General features: G+C 45.8%; 13 protein-coding genes and 8 tRNA genes. 3 read left to right on the forward strand and 18 right to left on the reverse strand.

The annotated features are described in order from the left end of the window. Nucleotides 1-24 precede the first annotated feature (24 nt). Together thrB and thrA are read right to left on the reverse strand one after the other, a co-directional pair. Nucleotides 25-987, reverse strand: coding sequence for a homoserine kinase (gene thrB / locus AYJ58_RS18250; RefSeq protein ID WP_106651210.1), 963 nt, complete (start codon nt 985-987; stop codon nt 25-27). Further along, on the reverse strand, nt 984-3,452 hold the full coding sequence (thrA, locus tag AYJ58_RS18255; RefSeq protein WP_106651211.1) for a bifunctional aspartate kinase/homoserine dehydrogenase I: 2,469 nt from the start codon (nt 3,450-3,452) through the stop codon (nt 984-986). The genes thrB and thrA overlap by 4 nt, the downstream gene beginning before the upstream one ends. Nucleotides 3,453-4,094: 642 nt before the next feature. Between thrA and slyD the strand changes: the two genes are divergently transcribed. Next, entirely contained in the window at nt 4,095-4,751 is a 657-nt protein-coding gene (gene slyD, locus AYJ58_RS18265) for a peptidylprolyl isomerase (protein WP_006085085.1), read from the forward strand. Between the two features lie 236 nt (nt 4,752-4,987). Continuing rightward, nucleotides 4,988-5,359, forward strand: a complete 372-nt coding sequence (locus tag AYJ58_RS18270) for a hypothetical protein (RefSeq protein ID WP_063882755.1) — start codon at nt 4,988-4,990, stop codon at nt 5,357-5,359. Between the two features lie 65 nt (nt 5,360-5,424). On the opposite strand, the gene trpR is transcribed toward AYJ58_RS18270, so the two are convergent. The 14 genes from trpR to recA form a co-directional block, all read right to left on the reverse strand. Then, a complete protein-coding gene (trpR, locus tag AYJ58_RS18275) occupies nt 5,425-5,700 on the reverse strand; it encodes a trp operon repressor (RefSeq protein WP_106651212.1) in 276 nt (91 codons plus the stop codon). Between the two features lie 953 nt (nt 5,701-6,653). Beyond that, nucleotides 6,654-6,730 (reverse strand) — tRNA-Arg (locus AYJ58_RS18280). Between the two features lie 103 nt (nt 6,731-6,833). Then, nucleotides 6,834-6,925: transfer RNA gene (locus AYJ58_RS18285), tRNA-Ser, on the reverse strand. A 45-nt stretch (nt 6,926-6,970) separates the two neighbouring features. Continuing rightward, nucleotides 6,971-7,047, reverse strand: a tRNA-Arg gene (locus AYJ58_RS18290). Between the two features lie 58 nt (nt 7,048-7,105). After that, nucleotides 7,106-7,182, reverse strand: a tRNA-Arg gene (locus tag AYJ58_RS18295). Nucleotides 7,183-7,230: 48 nt separating this feature from the next. Continuing rightward, nucleotides 7,231-7,307 (reverse strand) — tRNA-Arg (locus tag AYJ58_RS18300). Nucleotides 7,308-7,394: 87 nt separating this feature from the next. Continuing rightward, nucleotides 7,395-7,471 (reverse strand) — tRNA-Arg (locus tag AYJ58_RS18305). Nucleotides 7,472-7,505: 34 nt separating this feature from the next. Beyond that, nucleotides 7,506-7,582: transfer RNA gene (locus AYJ58_RS18310), tRNA-Arg, on the reverse strand. Nucleotides 7,583-7,604: 22 nt separating this feature from the next. Continuing rightward, a tRNA-Ser gene (locus AYJ58_RS18315) sits at nt 7,605-7,696 on the reverse strand. A 205-nt stretch (nt 7,697-7,901) separates the two neighbouring features. Next, the gene (gene csrA, locus AYJ58_RS18320) at nt 7,902-8,099 is read right to left on the reverse strand and encodes a carbon storage regulator CsrA (RefSeq protein WP_006082602.1); all 198 of its coding nucleotides are present in this window, start codon (nt 8,097-8,099) and stop codon (nt 7,902-7,904) included. 118 nt (nt 8,100-8,217) lie between these two features. Next, nucleotides 8,218-9,474, reverse strand: a complete 1,257-nt coding sequence (locus tag AYJ58_RS18325) for an aspartate kinase (protein WP_106651213.1) — start codon at nt 9,472-9,474, stop codon at nt 8,218-8,220. Between the two features lie 9 nt (nt 9,475-9,483). Beyond that, nucleotides 9,484-12,108: an alanine--tRNA ligase gene (gene alaS, locus AYJ58_RS18330; protein WP_106651214.1), complete on the reverse strand. Its 2,625-nt coding sequence runs from the start codon at nt 12,106-12,108 to the stop codon at nt 9,484-9,486. A 429-nt stretch (nt 12,109-12,537) separates the two neighbouring features. Continuing rightward, on the reverse strand, nt 12,538-12,963 hold the full coding sequence (locus AYJ58_RS18335; RefSeq protein WP_443019246.1) for a regulatory protein RecX: 426 nt from the start codon (nt 12,961-12,963) through the stop codon (nt 12,538-12,540). A gap of 62 nt (nt 12,964-13,025) precedes the next feature. Beyond that, on the reverse strand, nt 13,026-14,093 hold the full coding sequence (gene recA, locus AYJ58_RS18340; RefSeq protein ID WP_106651216.1) for a recombinase RecA: 1,068 nt from the start codon (nt 14,091-14,093) through the stop codon (nt 13,026-13,028). A 402-nt stretch (nt 14,094-14,495) separates the two neighbouring features. On the opposite strand from recA, the gene mutS reads away from it, so the two are divergent. Continuing rightward, entirely contained in the window at nt 14,496-17,066 is a 2,571-nt protein-coding gene (gene mutS, locus AYJ58_RS18345; protein ID WP_106651217.1) for a DNA mismatch repair protein MutS, read from the forward strand. Between the two features lie 160 nt (nt 17,067-17,226). On the opposite strand, the gene rpoS is transcribed toward mutS, so the two are convergent. Continuing rightward, nucleotides 17,227-18,207 (reverse strand): RNA polymerase sigma factor RpoS, encoded by a 981-nt coding sequence (gene rpoS / locus AYJ58_RS18350; protein WP_106651218.1) that lies wholly within the window; start codon nt 18,205-18,207, stop codon nt 17,227-17,229. Between the two features lie 80 nt (nt 18,208-18,287). Next, a complete protein-coding gene (locus tag AYJ58_RS18355) occupies nt 18,288-19,184 on the reverse strand; it encodes a peptidoglycan DD-metalloendopeptidase family protein (RefSeq protein WP_106651219.1) in 897 nt (298 codons plus the stop codon). Nucleotides 19,185-19,281: the final 97 nt, after the last annotated feature.

The raw sequence follows: 19,281 nt of genomic DNA on the forward strand, positions 1-19,281 counted from the left end.
ACTTAGTCGTAGCTAAATTAACGATTAATCGACTCTACGCGTGCCTTGCTCATCGAGGCGACACACGTGGGCAAAGCCACCCTCCTCGGTGAGATAATGCAGTTCTAACCAAGCTTTAGCGGTATTTGCCGTGGCTAAATCATCGGTTATAGAAAACAGCGTTGGGCCGCTGCCAGAAATCCCCGTAGTCAACATTCCTAAATCGGCTAACGCGGCTCTAGCATTGTCGTAACAGGGAATAGCGGCGGCGCGGTAAGGCTCGGCTAACACATCTTTTAATACGCTGATCGCAAGCTTGGCATTTTGCTGGTAAGAGGCATGTACAAAGGCACTTAAATAACGGCCAAAATCGATAGTGACGCTTTTATCGTATTGATCGGGCATGAGTTTACGCATCATCGCCGTCGAGAGTGAAATCCCTGGATAGGCTACAACCCAATACCATTCTTTAAAACTCGGTATTGCTTCGCAAACTGTCCCCGGCACATTGAGCATCAATTGCATACCGCCCAAGTAACAGGGGGCGACGTTGTCATAGTGCACACTGCCGCTGATCTTACCTTCAAACTCGCCCATCAGTTCCAGCAGGGCTTGCTCGTTATAGGGCTGGTTAAAATGTTCATTCAAGGCATATAACGCCGCCACGACTGAACTGGCACTAGACCCTAAACCACTGCCGACGGGCAGGTTCTTTTCCAGTGTCAGTGCCACGCCTTCACCTGCTTTACCCTGTGCTTCTAAATACTCCTTACTCAGGTCGGTTAAGAAGAACTCAGCACATTGGTACACAATATTGTCTTTTGGATTATCTGGCAGTTTATGGGCCCAAGCGCCGGTTTGTGTCAGGCTCACACCCGATTCTGCCGCCGCGATAGTCACTCTATCGCCGAGTAAACTGCCGTCTATCGGCGCCAAAGCGGCGCCCAATAAATCAAATCCGACTCCCACGTTACCCATAGAGGCTGGAGCGTAAACCGTCAAATTCATACACTCACCTCACGAGTCCAATTCAAGGTTCTTAATACATCGGCAAAGGCACCAGCGGCGGTCACTTCCGTTCCCGCGCCATAACCGCGCAGCACAAACGGAATGGGCTGATAATAACGGCTATAGAATGCCAAGGCATTTTCACCGCCTTTAACGCTGTAAAGCGGATCATTTGCATCGACTTCAGCGATACGCACACGGCAGACGCCATCTTCAATTTGCCCCACATAACGCAGCACTTTGCCTTGGGCTTTGGCCTGCGCCACTTTAGCGGCAATAGCAGCATCAACCTGCGGCAAACGCGCCATAAAGCTTTCGACATCGCCTGAATCATCAAACTCAGCTGGCAATACAGATTCAACCTGCACGTCACTGAGCTCTAGCTTTAGTCCCACTTCACGGGCAAGGATGAGCACCTTACGCGCCACATCCATACCACTCAAATCATCACGGGGATCGGGCTCAGTAAAACATTTTTCCCGCGCAAGACCTGTCGCCTCGGAAAGCGTCATACCTTCATCGAGCATGCCGAAGATAAAGGATAAAGAGCCCGATAAAATACCGTTAAACTTATGCAGTTTATCACCCGCAAATAACAGTTTTTTCAGGTTATCGATCACAGGTAAACCCGCGCCGACTGTGGTTTCGTATAAAAATTGGCGGCGCTGTTTTAAGGCTGTTTGGCGAAGCGCTTGGTAATAAGCATAATCGCGAGTGTTCGACTTTTTGTTCGGCGTGACCACATGCAAACCTGAGTTCATCACATCCAAATACAGATCCGATACTTGCTCGCTCGAAGTGCAATCCACCAGCACTGGATTAAGCAATTGTTGCTCTTTCACCCATGCCAGTAACGCTGGGATATCGCAGGCTTGCTGACTATCGGCAAGCAAGCTAGACCAGTTGCTTAAATCGATACCCGCACTGTCGAGTAACATCTTGTTCGAATTCACTATGCCGCAAACACGGATACTGATGTGCTGCTCTTTGAGCATGGCGGATTGTTGTTTTATCTGTTCGAGCAGGCCCGCGCCCACATTGCCGCAACCGACTAAAAACACATCTAAATATTGCTGCACATCGAAAAAGCCTTGATGACAAGCCGCCACCGCATGCTTAGTCTTACGCTGCTCGATCACAGTCGAAATCGAGCGCTCGGACGATCCTTGGGCGATGGCGATAATGTTCACGCTTGCCTGCGCTAACGCTTGGAAGAAACGCGCCGCTACCCCTTTGTGGGTGCGCATGCCATCACCAATCAATGAAACAATTGCCAGCTCATGACGCATAGCGATAGGTTCAAGCAAGTCACTTTTTATTTCTAATTCGAACTCTTGCTCTAAGGCCCACTTCACTTTGGCCGAGTCAGATGTAGCCACACAGAAACTAATACTGTATTCAGAAGAACTTTGGGTGATTAAAGACACTGACACGCCGCTGCGGGAAATCGCAGCTAAAGTACGGCTCGCCATCCCAACCATGCCCTTCATACCTGGGCCTGAAATATCAAACATGGTCTGGTTATCTAAATTGGAGATAGCTTTAACCTGCAAGCCGGTTTCATCGGCTTGGTTTGAAACCAGAGTGCCGGGGGCATCGGGGTTAAAACTGTTTTTGATATAACAGGGAATATGGAACTGAGCAATAGGGGCAATCGTCTTAGGGTGCAATACCTTAGCACCAAAATAGGACAGCTCCATCGCCTCTTGGTAGCTGAGTTGTGATAATAACTTAGCGTCAGCTACCACCCGAGGATCAGTATTATAAACACCGTCAACATCGGTCCAGATTTCACAACTTGAAGCATCCAAACAGGCGGCGAGCACGGCAGCAGAATAGTCAGAACCATTACGGCCTAACGTCACCACTTTGCCCTGCTCATCGGCGGCGGTGAATCCCGGCATCACCCATACGCGTTTTTCACCTAATGCCAACGCGCGAAACCTTGGCTTACTCACAGCGATATCAACGACAGATTCTAACGGACGACCACGACCTAAAAATAAGGCGCGTGGGTCAAGCTGAGCCGAAGTGATCCCCTTAGATATCATCACTTGTTCCATCAAGGCAGCTGATAAACGCTCACCTGCGACCACGATTTCGGCGCGGATGCCATCGGGACACTCTTGCAGTAATCCGATACCACGTAATCTATCCTGCCAGATCACTAGCTGGGCATTGAGTCCAGAAAAAAGCTGTTCGCTTTGCTCACTCGACAACACTGAGTTAACGGCGTCTTGGTACAGCGAAGTAAATACCCGCTCAACGTGCTGTAGCACAGGTAAATATTCTTCACCTTTAACGGCTACGTCGACCATTTCTAATAAAGCATTCGTCACAGTTGCAGGGGCCGATAGCACTGTGGCTACGGGTTCTAGCTTAGATGACTTGGCAACGATATCCGCAGCCATCGAGAATCGCTGCCAATTTGCAAGCGAGGTACCACCAAATTTCATTACTTTCATCTTGTTCTCCTGTACCGCGCCCGACTTAGAAATAAGAGCTATAAACAAAAAAGCCCGCTTCTTTGTGGGAAGCGGGCTCATTGTTAAAATTCTTTAGGGTGTATCAGCCCGCCCCCACTGTTGTTGTAGTGGTGGTTGTAATAATGGTAGTTACTACGAAACCTAGGCTATGCATGTGTTTGGGCTAATCCATGTTAATTTCTTGATAAACAGAATTGCTTTTTTTACCCGCGCTTGTCAACCCCTAAAATGGATTATTTATCAGCAAATCTTCACACTCGATAAAATACTGTATCAAGATTAGTTAATATAAAGTTTTCTAGGGGTAAAAATGCGATTTATGCAATAGATAACTGTTGACGTTAACGTAATAAAGCGAGAAAGCTATTAGATAATCACTTATTTTTTCAGATAATTATTTATAGTTCACTTTTAACTAATGCGTTATTTGTTCTACCTCATCACTCAGACCAAATTGACAGGCTAACGCGCAAAAATCACATTACACATGCTGCACCGCGTAAAACTGGCTTTAATCTGCCGAAAAAAAAGCTGTGCGATATCTAACATAAGCCACTTCAAATTATCGCCAGCACTAAAAAAGCACGTTATTATGCGCGCACATTCCGAACCGGAGGCGATATGAAGATCACTCAACACAGCGCGGTAACCATTCATTACCGTTTATCAGATCAAGAAGGCAGACTATTAGAAGACTCTTTCGACTCTGAACCTATGCTATATCTGCACGGCACTGAAAACCTGATCCCAGGTTTAGAAGCCGCATTAGATGGTAAAACCAAAGGCGAAAAACTCGATGTCACTATTAGTGCCGAAGAAGCCTATGGCCCTTACCACGATGGCCTACGTCAAGCCGTGCCATTAGAAGCCTTTGGTGATATCGAAGATATCGTTCCAGGTATGCGCTTTATCGCCGAAACTGAAATGGGTCAACGCCCAGTTCAAGTCATGGAAGTGAAAGACGATGTGGTTATCGTCGATGGCAACCATCCTTTAGCGGGCCAATCGCTCAATTTCAGCGTCGAAATCGTTGACGTTCGCGAAGCCTCAGCCGAAGAAATCGCCCATGGCCACATTCATGCCCAAGGCGGTTGTGGAAGCCATGGACATGATCACGATCACGGCGGTGGATGCTGTGGCGGTTCAGGCAAAGAAGAAGCTGGCGGCTGTTGTGGTGGGTCAGACCACGATCATGGACATCACCATGAAGAGCACGAAGCCTGTGACACACCTAAAACAGGTTGTGACGGCAATGGCGGCTGTGGTTGCCGCGGTTAAATACAGATTGTTGCCCAAGGTGAGCTAGAAATAGCTCACCCCTAAGCGATTGAACTGCCATAGTTTAAACTTTGAAGATGCACGCCCTTAATTTAAGGTCGTGCATTTTTTATACGCAAGCGTTTATAATATTCGTAATAGATAAATAACTGACTGGTAAATTGAAGTATTCAAATTTTATATGAATATTTTCAATTAGATATTGATATCAACCTGAGTTAAGCGACGGAGTGCTTATGTTAACCAAACCCCTTTACGAGATTTTGCCTTTTGGCTACATGGCGCTCGGCAGTTCGAGTTTTATTGCACTCGACATCAACTATGCCCTAGTTGCGGCTACAGTAGTGTTCGTCTTAGGTGCGAGGATCTATGTTATGCGTTCTCAAAACCGTCGAACTGACTCGGTAAGACGTCGTAAGTCGGGCTATCTTCCCGAGATGATTTATAACTTCTTACCTTTTATCTATCTCATAGCGGCATTGGCTATCTTTAAATTCCTTCCCAAAGACCTTTACCCAATTCTGGCCATCTGCTTACTTAGTTATGGCTTATATATTCTGGTGCGTCGTTCACTCTATCGTCGCCATAAGCTGCCCATCACGCCTTAAGGCTGAGTTCTATTCACCGAAACAAGCAGCAAATAATGTACACAGGGCTTGTTTTCATAAGAGTACTAACCAATCAATTTTTGAACTTTCGCTCTATGGTCGGGAGACATATTTTTCAAGTAATTAGAGCAACGGGTGATCGTCGCAATACTCACTTCATATTCTGCAGCTATGTGCCTTTGGCTCATATCCCCATCCAATAACAACTGAAATACCTTTAAGCGTCCGGCAATGGCACTACGCTCTTCTTCGGTTAACAGTAAATGAAACAACACAGAAAGATCTTCATAATTGCTGTGGCTCAAAATCTTTTCTAATACTAGATCCCAGTTTGCTCGCATAATAACCCTCATAAATACTGTTCAAGCATTACATTTCCAGTCTAACAGATTTAACTCAAACTACCTGAATTCGAATAAAAAAATTCACCAATACCCTAATAATGATCCATTCGAAAAATTCCTAATCTTGCAGCAGCCTATGGTTAATTAGAATTGTAAATTTCAAGTTATCCATGGAAGTAAAACAACTTATACTTAATAAGTTATGTAATCGTTAGCATAGTCATTTGGACTTATGATATGAACAGAATCATTCAGTCAAAAACGTAAGCGGCTCAAAATTATCACCAAGAATTTCTATCCTGATAATTCAACTAATATTGCAGTGCCACTACTAAATATCGCCTCAGGATAATGGACCACGATACTCCTATAATAAATGATGTGTTCAATTCGGCAGCCTTGATGGATTTATAAACTAATCGCTTTAAGTCTATAGTGAACGTGCTATTACAGGTAAAGCCCTTAAACTGTCCAGCACGGTCTACTTGATAGCTCTCCTCAAACGGATACTAAACCACAGCTAAGACGCTCAATACTGACACTGTGACACCTACACGCATATCTAACACCAATAATATTAAATATCTATTCATTCATTGGGAGTTCAACGCGCTTTAGACAAGGCGAAGGCTTGAAAGCATAGTGGTCTCTGTCGAAAGCCTTGAACGCAGCATGAGGCGCGTTGCCATGCCGTTAACATCTGCCGCCCTTAGGATGCCTCATAGACATACCACTCCCGTGCAGCATTGACTTCCATTTCTACGCCAATGCGCCTTGGATTGAGATGGCTGTGAGGCTCTGAACTGATTAAATACTTCATGTGATTGGTATAAAGCAAAAGATGGTGATACCAAGAGAATTAGGCAGAAGCGGAGAAAGCCAAAACGGGTCAAACCGCCACAGATTTAAAAATAAAAAAGCCCTGCAATTGCTTGCAGGGCTTATCTATTTGGTGCGCGTGGAAGGAGTCGAACCTCCGACCGCCTGGTTCGTAGCCAGGTACTCTATCCAGCTGAGCTACACGCGCAAATTCATTTTTGTACTTCTAATAGATCCAATCATGATTGAGTCTAGGATAAGCACTTTTATCTCGCAAATTTATTCTATTCCCCTCGACTAAGAGAATAGAATGGCGGAGAAGGAGGGATTCGAACCCTCGATGGGAGTTAAAGCCCATACTCCCTTAGCAGGGGAGCGCCTTCGGCCACTCGGCCACCTCTCCGCGTTTAACGCTTTAAATCAACAAGACGTGTCTTGTTAACTATATTGGTGCGCGTGGAAGGAGTCGAACCTCCGACCGCCTGGTTCGTAGCCAGGTACTCTATCCAGCTGAGCTACACGCGCATGTTAAACGGTAAAACACTAATTTAATTGAAAAAATCACAATCATATTAGCTTAAATTGGTGCGCGTGGAAGGAGTCGAACCTCCGACCGCCTGGTTCGTAGCCAGGTACTCTATCCAGCTGAGCTACACGCGCATTTAAAACGGTAAACATTAATACGACCGAAATCATATTAATCTAAATTGGTGCGCGTGGAAGGAGTCGAACCTCCGACCGCCTGGTTCGTAGCCAGGTACTCTATCCAGCTGAGCTACACGCGCATTTTAACATTTTGCTATAAGCAATTATCTACAAAATTTCTAACTGAAATTCAAAACTGATGAGTTAAAGATTAACTAATGCAGAAATGGTGCGCGTGGAAGGAGTCGAACCTCCGACCGCCTGGTTCGTAGCCAGGTACTCTATCCAGCTGAGCTACACGCGCGACTTGTATCTAAGTTTACTTTTCCAATAAAAAATGGTGCGCGTGGAAGGAGTCGAACCTCCGACCGCCTGGTTCGTAGCCAGGTACTCTATCCAGCTGAGCTACACGCGCACTGTTTTCTATCGGTAAGAAATGGCGGAGAAGGAGGGATTCGAACCCTCGATGGGAGTTAAAGCCCATACTCCCTTAGCAGGGGAGCGCCTTCGGCCACTCGGCCACCTCTCCGTTTTCTTGGCGCACATATTACTGTTTGACGAAAATAAGTCAAACCCTTTTTCCGAAACAGATTCCATTTGAACTGTTTTTAATCACATTGCTGTTATATCAAGCCAATGTATTGATTTACGCCAATCTTTCGGCCTAAAAAATAAAAAAGCCAGTTAAAAAACTGACTCTTCTGTTGCCGTAGTACGCTTGCCAAAACAAGGTACTAAAAGTTACCACCTTCCGATGGTGTACCTGATTTTTCAGATTGAATGCGTTGGTAGATTTCTTCGCGATGAACAGAAACCTCTTTTGGTGCATTCACACCAATACGCACTTGATTGCCTTTTACCCCTAGCACTGTAACTGTGACTTCATCACCAATCATCAGTGTTTCGCCAACACGACGAGTCAAAATCAGCATTCGATAGCTCCTTTATTTCTTAATTCAGCTTACACACGGCACTCATCCGGTAGATGGGCTTATTATAAGGTCAGCTTAGTACAAATTAATAGTATTCAATACTCAAACGGTTATTTAATTACACCTTATTTAGCTCGAAAGCGTGATGTAACGCCCGAACCGCCTTGTGTAAGTCCCTTTCATCGATAACGGTTGACAATTTACTCTCTGACGTCGTGAGTAACTTAGCATGAATAGTTTCATTACCCAAGACTTCTAACATCTTAGTCAATAATCCCATTTTTGCCTGTAAACCTTTGCCAACTAAAGATACTTTTGCACGTTGCCGTTCGATAATCAATGGCCCGAGTGCGAGGCTTTCGCTTAAGCCTTCGAGCTCATTAAGCAAAGTATCGACCTTAGCTTCAGCGAGCATAAAACTGACTCGACCCGAAGGATCATCCTCGTGGATCCTCAATGGAGAAATAAATTCCACATCGATTTCCAATCGCGTTAAACAGCCTAACAGCGCTTGATAGCGTTCACTGGTAGTAAACAGCCCTTCAATCGTCAGCGTTGCCAGTGACTTATTAATCGCAATACCTTGGACTAGCGAGGCGATAGAGAGTTCTGACTCGTCGCCAAATTGGATTAACGTCCCCTGCCCAGCTTCAAAACTCGACAAGACTCGCAATGGCACACGAAAACGCTCTGCGTATTCGACAGAATCGGGATGCAGTACTTTAGCGCCGAGCTTTGCCATTTCGAGCATCACATCAAACCCAATCACATCGAGGCGACGGGCACTGCTATCAATATTCGGATCTGTGGTAAATACCCCTGCCACGTCAGTAAAAATCTGGCATTCATCGGCTTCTAACGCTGCCGCTAAGGCTACTGCTGTGGTATCTGAACCACCGCGCCCTAAGGTGGTCACTTCGCCTTGAGGATCGATGCCTTGAAACCCTGCAACGATAGGCACAACACCATCGGCTAGCAGGGATTGCAAATACTCAGTATCCACCCGCTCGATGCTGGCGCGGCCGAATTGACTATTAGTATGAATTTGTACCTGATCGCCTGTAAGGGATTTCGCCTTTATGCCGCGGCGCTGTAACGCCATCGACATTAAGGCAATGCTCACTTGCTCACCCGTTGACACTAACATGTCTAATTCGCGCGCCGAGGCCAGCGGATTAATTTGTGCTGCCAGTGCAAACAAGCGATTCGTCTCACCCGCCATCGCGGATAAAACTAAGACTTGCTGCTCACCATTGTGAGCTGACTTTGTAATCTGCTCAGCGACCGCTTCGATACGTTCAATAGAACCCACCGAAGTGCCGCCGAACTTTTTCACAAAAAGCTTGCTACCACTAAGCTTTCGTTTTTGGGGCACAGCAACCTCTTAAGCTAGACGCTCAGTAATCCAAGGTAATACTTGAGCCAATGCCGCATCCAGATTTTCTGGCTGGCTACCGCCCGCTTGAGCCATATCAGGACGACCACCGCCTTTACCGCCCACTTGTGCAGCGACCATAGCGACGAGCTCACCCGCTTTGACTTTACCGATCAGATCGTTACTCACACCTGCGATCAGGTTAACTTTCCCTTCCTGCGCGGTGCCAAGTACGATAATGGCCGATTTCAATTTCTGTTTTAATTCATCTTGCAAGCCGCGTAATGAACTTGCCTCAACGCCGTCTAATTTTTTGATAAGCACGTTAACGCCATTAACTACAACGGCATCGCCCACTAAATCTGCACTCGCTGCGGCAGCTAGCTTGTCTTTCAGCTGCGCCATTTCTTTTTCAAGTTGCTTCATTTTGTCGAGCTGGGCTTTTAACTTAGCGACCACTGAGTTGGCATCGCCTTTCAATAAGGCTGCTGCTTCTTCCAGTTCAGCTTGTTGCTGGGCAACATAAGCCATAGCTGCGGCGCCAGTCACGGCTTCGATACGACGTACACCTGCTGCAATACCCGCTTCAGAGGTAATTTTGAATAAACCGATATCGCCCGTGCGGCCCACATGGGTACCGCCACACAATTCGATAGAGAAATCGCCCATAGTCACAACACGCACTTGTGAGTCATATTTCTCACCAAAGAGTGCCATAGCGCCTTTCTCTTTAGCTTCATCTATGCCCATTTCAGCGGTTTTAAGTTCATGGTTACGACGAATTTGAGTGTTAACTAATTCTTCAACTTCTTTTAATTCAGCGGCTTTTACGCCTTCGAAATGTGAGAAGTCAAAACGTAAACGCTCAGGATCAACCAATGAACCTTTTTGCGAGACATGAGTACCGAGCACTTGACGCAGTGCAGCATGCAATAAATGTGTAACAGAATGGTTTAACTGAGTACGGTGACGCAGTTTTTTGTCGACTTTCGCCTCAACAACTTGGCCAACACTCAAGCTACCTGTAGCCAACACACCTTGATGGCCCGTTGCTTGACCATACTTTTGCGTATCGTTTACCGTAAACTCAACACCGCTCGCGACCAGTTGGCCTTTATCGCCCACTTGACCGCCAGATTCAGCGTAGAAAGGTGTGACATCGAGTACGACAACCGCTTCGTCACCCGCCTTGATAGCCGTCACTGACTCACCGTTTAGATAAATCGCGGTGACCTTAGCTTGGCCCGCTAATTCGGTGTAACCAGTGAATGCGGTTTCAGCATCGATTTTCAGCGCTGCGTTGTAATCTGCACCAAAGTTACCGGCAGCTTGGGCGCGGCTACGTTGTTCAGCCATGGCGACTTCAAAACCTGCTTCATCGACAATGATATTGCGCTCACGGCAGACGTCAGCGGTCAAATCCATTGGGAAGCCATAGGTGTCATACAGCTTAAATACGGTTTCGCCGTCTAAAGTGTCACCTTTCAACTCGTTTAAGGCCGTATCTAAAATACCTAAACCACGTTCAAGCGTACGGGCAAATTGCTCCTCTTCCGCTTTCAGCGCTTTTTCAACAATGACTTGCGTCTCAGCTAACCCTTTAGCCGCATCGCCCATCACCGCAATCAAAGATGGAACCAACTTATAGAAGAAAGCTTCGGTCGCGCCCAACTTGTTACCATGGCGAACTGCGCGACGGATAATGCGGCGCAGCACATAACCGCGGCCTTCGTTCGACGGCATAACGCCATCGGCAATAAGGAATGCACATGAACGGATATGGTCGGCAATGACGCGCAGTGACTTCTCGGTTAAATCGCTTACGCCGATGATTTCTGCCGCTTTAGCGATCAAAGTACGGAATATATCGATTTCGTAGTTAGAATGTACGCCTTGCATAATCGCGGCGATACGCTCAATCCCCATGCCAGTATCTACCGATGGCTTAGGCAAAGGCAGCATTTCACCTGATGTTTGACGGTTGTACTGCATGAAAACGATGTTCCAGATTTCGATGAAACGGTCGCCATCTTCTTCAGGACTGCCAGGACGGCCACCCCAAATGTGATCGCCATGGTCATAGAAAATTTCAGTACAAGGGCCACAAGGACCAGTATCACCCATTTGCCAGAAGTTATCTGACGCATAAGCTGCACCTTTATTATCGCCGATACGGATAATATTCTCGGCGGCAACACCAATCTTTTTATTCCAAATTTCAAAGGCTTCATCGTCTGTTTGATAAATAGTGACGCACAGACGTTCTTTCGGCAGCTTTAACGTTTCAGTTAAGAATGTCCAGCCAAAACGAATCGCTTCTTCCTTGAAATAATCACCAAAACTGAAGTTACCCAACATTTCGAAAAAGGTGTGATGACGTGCTGTATAACCGACGTTATCTAAATCGTTATGCTTACCACCGGCGCGTACACAACGTTGAGCAGTGGTCGCACGCGTATAATTGCGTTTGTCCATGCCAAGAAACACGTCCTTGAACTGGTTCATGCCTGCATTGGTAAATAAAAGTGTGGGATCGTTGCCTGGCACTAATGAACTACTGTCCACAACTTGATGACCATTGCTGCGGAAAAATTCGAGGAAAGCGCTTCTAAGCTCTGCTGTAGTTTGATACATGAAATCATCCTGAATTGGGTAAGCATTACCAGCTACGCCTTAGGCTAGCCGTATTTCTATTTGCCCAGCATTATAAGCAGACTGAGGAAGGACGACCAGCCTTGATTGGTGATATATACCCAAACAACCTCAAGATACAGAATTCAGCGGAGATTTAACGCACTTTAGGCAAGACGGTTATTTGTAGACCTAGTGGGCTAAGTTAAAAATAACCAACGCAGCATAAAGTGCGTTAAAGCCCACGTAAGAGTGGCTAGAGTCAAAATGGCAAGGTAAAGAGTAATTGATGACGATATGAATTTTGCGCGATTAAGGCAGTGTCGAGTGAATTTAACTCGCTATCAAACCTAATTGTACTAAGCCTATTGAGTGATATTTAAAGAAGCTTTGCAGTCTTAAGGTTTAATCGAAATCGATGAATTATGGCGGTTAAACATCGTCGTCGAGATCATTGGGATCTGAATCTAATGCGTAAGTGATTTGATCGTAGCTAAAGCCTTGGCCCATTAAAAAGCGCACTCGTTTGGCCTTTTCCTTCGCGATAAGATCCCGAGCTTTAGAGCCCTTCACTTCTGTTACGCGGGGAACACCATATTTTTTGGTGGCTTTATCTTTTGCTAGCTCAAACCAGTCACAATCACTATTGGTTATCGCCGCTTCAATACAATCTTTAGACAAGCCTTTTTGCGCTATCGCTTGGCGGATACGGATAGCACCGTGCCCTCGACTAATGTGGCTACGCACCAATAATTCAGCATAGCGATTATCATTGATAAAACCGGAGGATTCACAAGCATCAAGTACAGGTTCGATATCGTTAAGGTCGAAGCCTTTCTCGAGCAATTTATCGCGGATTTGTAAGCGGGAATAATCGCGGCGCGCTAACAGCGCGACCGCGATTTGACGGGCTGACTGACTCAGAATACTTCGCCTGTTTCTAAATCAACATTATCTTCCGTGCTATCAGTATCCGATGCCGCAAGTGCACTTGGATTGCTTAACAATAATTCACGTAATGTCTTGTCAATTTCAGCGGCAATCGCTGGATTTTCAGTCAGATATTTACCCGCATTGGCACGGCCTTGGCCGATTTTATCGCCTTTATAGCTGTACCAAGCGCCCGCTTTTTCAATCAACTTATGCGCTACACCTAAGTCAACTAACTCACCAGTACGGTTAATGCCTTGGCCATAAAGGATTTGGAATTCGGCTTGTTTGAACGGTGCTGCAACCTTGTTTTTCACCACTTTAACACGAGTTTCGTTACCGACAACTTCATCGCCGTCTTTAATGGCACCAGTACGGCGAATGTCTAAACGGACAGAAGCATAGAACTTCAGTGCGTTGCCGCCGGTTGTGGTTTCAGGGTTACCGAACATCACACCAATCTTCATCCGGATTTGGTTGATGAAGATAAGCAAAGTGTTAGATTGCTTCAAGTTACCTGCAAGTTTACGCATGGCTTGGCTCATCATACGTGCCGCTAAGCCCATGTGAGAATCACCAATTTCGCCTTCGATTTCAGCTTTAGGCGTTAATGCTGCCACTGAGTCGACTACGATAACGTCAACTGCGCCTGAGCGCGTTAATGCATCACAAATCTCAAGCGCTTGCTCGCCAGTATCCGGTTGTGAACACAGCAGGTTATCAATATCTACACCCAATTTTTTAGCATAGATAGGGTCAAGTGCATGCTCGGCATCGATAAAGGCACAGGTTTTGCCTTCACGTTGCGCTGCGGCAATGACTTCTAAAGTCAGTGTCGTTTTACCTGATGATTCAGGACCATAGATCTCAACGATACGACCCATTGGCAAACCGCCAGCACCTAAAGCAACGTCCAGAGACAGAGAACCGGTAGAAATGGTCTCAACATCCATAGAGCGATCTTCGCCCAGCTTCATGATGGAGCCTTTACCAAATTGCTTCTCAATTTGGCTCAATACCGCAGCAAGTGCTTTCTCTTTATTTGGATCGACCTTCATTCCAGTTCCCTCATCAAGACATGCCTTAAGCTGTCAAAAGTAATATTCAATTTACAAACGGGTAATTCAAAAAGCCGCGCTTTTCGTCTTAATTCTGCTGACTAGTATACTGTACAATCATACAGTATCAAGACCTGTGACTGAATTATTTTTAGCTCATGGGATTTTTAATATGGCCAAGGTTTTAGCGAATATCAAATCTGATATCGCATCCCTTTGACGAATATCCGTCATCAAGGGCTCAATTTTCGGTAAATTATTGCTAAGATTGGCGCAGCAAATTTTGCGTGGTCTTTTTGGCTGAAAATTGTATAGCAGTCTTCTGCTTCTCTAGCGCTTAATCCCCTGTAACCACACAAACTGTATCGCCTTTAGGCAGTCACAACGGACGATAACGATTTAATGAATGTAATTGATACCGATGATTTAGAAAAACATACTCCTATGATGCGTCAGTACTTGACCATGAAAGCAGAACATCATGACATGTTGCTGTTTTATCGCATGGGTGACTTCTACGAGTTGTTTTATGACGATGCTAAACGTGCTTCTGAGCTGTTAGGCATTTCACTTACGGCACGCGGTAAAAGTGGTGGCGATCCTATTCCGATGGCAGGACTGCCTTACCATGCTGTGGAAGGCTATCTAGCGAAATTAGTTCAAATTGGTCAATCAGTTGCAATATGCGAACAAATTGGCGACCCCGCAACCTCTAAAGGGCCTGTTGAACGTAAAGTGGTGCGTATCGTCACGCCTGGCACCTTAACCGATGAAGCCCTGCTACAGGAACGCCAAGACAATCTGTTGGCCGCAGTTTATCAAGGTAAAGTCGGTTTTGGTTATGCCACTCTAGATGTTTCATCTGGACGTTTTGTGATTGCCGAACTCGAGACGCGAGAGTCATTAGAAGCTGAATTGCAACGCACTAATCCCGTTGAAATTCTCTACAGTGAAGACTTTGGTGAACTTGCTCTGCTAAACGGTTTTAAAGGCAAACGCCGTCGCCCTGAATGGGAATTTGATTACGATACTAGCATTAAGTTACTGCTAGCCCAGTTTGGCACGAAAGACTTGCATGGTTTTGGTATTGCAGATGCGCGTTTATCACTGCAGGCAGCGGGGTGTTTGATGCAATATGTCAAAGACACTCAGCGCACTGCCCTGCCCCACATCAATGCCATTACCCGCTTTAATCAAACCGATAGCATAGTGCTCGATGCGGCAACTCGCCGTAATTTAGAACTCACTCAAAACCTTGCCGGAGGTCGCGATAATACCTTAGCCGCAGTATTGGATAACACGGCAACGCCTATGGGCAGCCGCATGTTGCAACGCTGGATCCATCAGCCGCTGCGAGATCCAAAACACATCAAAGCACGCCAACAGGCGGTGACTGAACTGCTCGATACTGCCGCCCACGAAGGTTTGCATGAGCAATTAAAGGCACTTGGCGATATTGAACGTATCATGGCAAGACTCGCGCTGCGTACCGCTCGACCTAGGGACTTTGCCCGTTTACGTCAAGCGCTGGGCTTACTACCTGAATTACAACAGAGTTTAAGTACCCTAAGCGCGCCGCACACGACTCAATTACGTCAATACTTAGGTGAGTTCCCCGTTGAACAAGCCCTGCTTGAGCGCGCGATAGTCGATAATCCTCCCATGCTTATTCGCGATGGCGGAGTGATCCGTGAAGGCTACAACAGCGAATTAGATGAATGGCGCGGTCTGAGCGAAGGTGCAAGCGATTACTTAGTACAACTCGAAGCCAGAGAAAAAGAACGTACTGGTATCAACACCCTTAAAGTCGGCTATAACCGTGTACACGGCTATTACATTGAAGTGAGCCGCTTGCAATCATCGCAGGTACCACTCAATTACCAACGACGTCAAACCCTTAAGAATATGGAGCGTTATATCACGCCCGAACTTAAGGAGTACGAAGAAAAAGTGCTCTCGAGCCAAGGTAAAGCGCTGGCACTCGAAAAGCAGTTATGGGAACAGTTGTTCGATCTTATTCTACCTAAGTTGCATGAATTACAAGCTTTTGCTCGTGCGGCAGCTGAGCTTGATGTGTTGAGTAACTTTGCCGAGCGCGCCGAAACCTTAGGTTACACTTGCCCAGAGCTGAGCCAAGATATCGGCGTACAGATAGAGGCTGGTCGCCACCCCGTGGTGGAGCGTGTGAGTCAAACACCGTTTATTGCTAACCCAGTGACCTTGCACAATCAAAGACGTATGTTGATTGTCACCGGACCCAACATGGGCGGTAAATCGACTTACATGCGTCAAGTCGCTTTGATCACGCTGATGGCCCACATTGGCTGTTTCGTGCCAGCAGATCGCGCACTGATCGGCCCTATCGATCGCATCTTTACCCGTATTGGCGCCTCTGACGATCTGGCCTCTGGCCGTTCAACCTTTATGGTCGAAATGACAGAAACCGCCAACATTCTACACAACGCCACCGCCAGTAGCTTAGTGTTAATGGATGAAATCGGCCGCGGCACATCCACCTATGATGGTTTATCGCTCGCTTGGTCGGCAGCAGAGTATTTAGCCCAGCAAGTCGGCGCTATGACCCTATTCGCCACCCATTATTTTGAACTAACTCAGTTACCTGAATTAATGGCAGGTGTTTACAATGTGCACCTTGATGCCATAGAGCACGATGATACCATCGCCTTTATGCATGCGGTACAAGAAGGCGCCGCCAGTAAAAGCTACGGTTTACAAGTTGCGGCACTTGCCGGTGTGCCAAATAAGGTAATTAAAGCCGCTAAGCATAAGTTGCAGCAATTAGAAAGCCGCGATCATCAAGCTGAAGGAACGAGGACGCCTATTCAAAGCTTACTCGCGTTACCTGAACCAATTGAAAATCCGGCCTTGACTAAGTTAAGTAGTATTAATCCCGATAACTTAACGCCAAAACAGGCACTTGATTTGCTCTATGAGCTGAAACGTCTGAGCTAAAGCTCTGCGAGTGGGTGATATTCGCTAAACAATATGATCAGTAATAAATGACTAGAAACAACAACGCCCACTCTTGAGTGGGCGTTTTACTTTTATAGACTAGACCTAACCACTAGACTTAAAACCTTAGCTAGACATCTTGAGTAACAAAGATGCGGTATTAGTTTCTAAATAACGCTTCAACAGATAAACCTTGAGATCCTAATAAGTCACGTAAACGTTTCAATGCTTCCACTTGGATTTGACGTACACGCTCACGGGTTAAACCGATTTCAGCCCCCACATCTTCGAGTGTAGAAGGTTCATAACCTAACAGACCAAAACGGCGGGCTAACACTTCTCTTTGTTTAGTGTTTAACTCATTGAGCCATTTAACCACTGAATTAGAAATATCTTCATCTTGCACTTTATAGTCAGGGCCAACGTTATCGTCATCGGCTAAAATATCCAGCAGCGCCTTGTCATTATCGCCCCCCAAAGGCGTATCAACAGAGGTGATTTTCTCATTCAGCTTAAGCATACGGCTGACATCTGCACTCGACACTTGTAGTTTTTCGGCAATTTCTTCGGCCGTTGGTTCGTGATCGAGTTTTTGTGCTAACTCGCGAGCGGTACGCAAGTAAACGTTAAGTTCTTTAACAACATGAATAGGTAAACGAATCGTACGAGTCTGATTCATAATAGCGCGCTCAATGGTTTGTCTAATCCACCAAGTCGCATAGGTTGAAAAACGGAAACCTCTTTCTGGATCAAACTTTTCAACGGCACGAATTAAACCTAAGTTGCCTTCTTCGATAAGATCAAGCAGTGCTAAACCACGATTGTTGTAACGACGGGCAATCTTTACGACCAAACGTAAATTACTTTCAATCATGCGATTACGGGATTTTGCGCAGCCTTTTAAGGCTTTACGGGAAAAGTAAACTTCTTCTTCTGCGCTAAGCAGTGGGGAAAAACCAATCTCACCAAGGTAAAGTTGAGTGGCATCAAGATTTTTTTGCAGGTCATCTTGAACCTGTTGTTCTATTCCTAGCTCTTGAACTAAGTCGGATGCAACTTCTTCTTTTTCAAGATCGAAGTCAACGGTTTCTACGGAAAAATCTACTAGTGCTTCTGCGGCAGTGCTTTTTATGCGGCTCATGATTAAATCTCCCAAACCTGATTAAACTGCTGAATTAGTGCAATTTCCTATCCTCCATTTGCCAACAAGGCCCCAAGCAATCATTGTTTGGGTAAATAAGTAAGTGGGTTTACAGACTGTCCATGGTAACGAATTTCAAAATGTAACATTACCCGATTGGCACCTGTACTACCCATTTTCGCAACTGTCTGCCCTGCGAGGACATGTTGCTTTTCTTTGACTAAGATCTTGTCCGTATGAGCATAAGCACTAAGGTAATCGTCACTATGTTTAATAATCACTAAATTACCGTAACCCCTAAGAGCACTTCCTGCATATACCACCCGCCCATCTGCAGCAGCTTTGATGATATCTCCCCGATTTCCCGCGATCTTAATGCCTTTATTTCCCTGCTCATTGGCAGAGTAAGTCCCGATTAACTTCCCTCTTACTGGCCACTCCCACTGACTCACACTGGTTGGTAGTGTCGAAGTCGGTGGAACCATAATTGAGTTAACGTTTTGTTGGGAACTTGTTACAAGGTACGCGGGCTTAGCTTTCTGATCAAGTGTTTTTTTCAGATCATTACTTGACTTAGCGTCTGTTTGAGAAACTCGATTATCTGATTGTTTTTTATCAGTTTTACTAGAATTATTACCCGAGGAACTCGTTTTCTTTCCATCTAAAGTCGTAGATTTGGACTGACTGCTCGACTTAGCATTCGTTAAATATAAAATCTGTCCGGGGTAAATTGTATAAGGGTTATCTAATTGATTAAGTTTAGCTATTTCAGAAAAATCCTTTCCAGCCCCCCACGAAATAGAGTAAAGCGTGTCACCTTTCTTAACTTTATATGAATTAGATTTAATGTGGCCTTTGTTGTTTTTAGAGTAGCTATGGGAAATGTTTTCGACGGGCGCGGGTCGGCTGGCCTGAAAGCTGCAGCCTGCAAGCAGAAATATAAAGCAGAGGTTTAAGACTAAACCCGCATTCAACAATAAAAACTCCTTGGTGAGGCTGTATTACTGTTTATGATGAAAAAACAATGCCCTCGATGCAAGACAAGCTATTCAGTAAGGACACTAGCACAACACA

It is taken from the genome of Shewanella sp. Pdp11 (assembly GCF_002838165.1).
Classification (GTDB): domain Bacteria; phylum Pseudomonadota; class Gammaproteobacteria; order Enterobacterales; family Shewanellaceae; genus Shewanella; species Shewanella hafniensis.

Bases quoted from the DNA above. Each gene is read 5' to 3' on its own strand.
- AYJ58_RS18270 (WP_063882755.1), top strand. From the start codon at position 4,988: ATGTTAACCAAACCCCTTTACGAGATTTTGCCTTTTGGCTACATGGCG.
- thrB (WP_106651210.1), bottom strand. From the start codon at position 987: ATGAATTTGACGGTTTACGCTCCAGCCTCTATGGGTAACGTGGGAGTC.
- thrA (WP_106651211.1), bottom strand. From the start codon at position 3,452: ATGAAAGTAATGAAATTTGGTGGTACCTCGCTTGCAAATTGGCAGCGA.
- recA (WP_106651216.1), bottom strand. From the start codon at position 14,093: ATGAAGGTCGATCCAAATAAAGAGAAAGCACTTGCTGCGGTATTGAGC.
- rpoS (WP_106651218.1), bottom strand. From the start codon at position 18,207: ATGAGCCGCATAAAAAGCACTGCCGCAGAAGCACTAGTAGATTTTTCC.
- trpR (WP_106651212.1), bottom strand. From the start codon at position 5,700: ATGCGAGCAAACTGGGATCTAGTATTAGAAAAGATTTTGAGCCACAGC.
- mutS (WP_106651217.1), top strand. From the start codon at position 14,496: ATGAATGTAATTGATACCGATGATTTAGAAAAACATACTCCTATGATG.
- slyD (WP_006085085.1), top strand. From the start codon at position 4,095: ATGAAGATCACTCAACACAGCGCGGTAACCATTCATTACCGTTTATCA.
- csrA (WP_006082602.1), bottom strand. From the start codon at position 8,099: ATGCTGATTTTGACTCGTCGTGTTGGCGAAACACTGATGATTGGTGAT.
- alaS (WP_106651214.1), bottom strand. From the start codon at position 12,108: ATGTATCAAACTACAGCAGAGCTTAGAAGCGCTTTCCTCGAATTTTTC.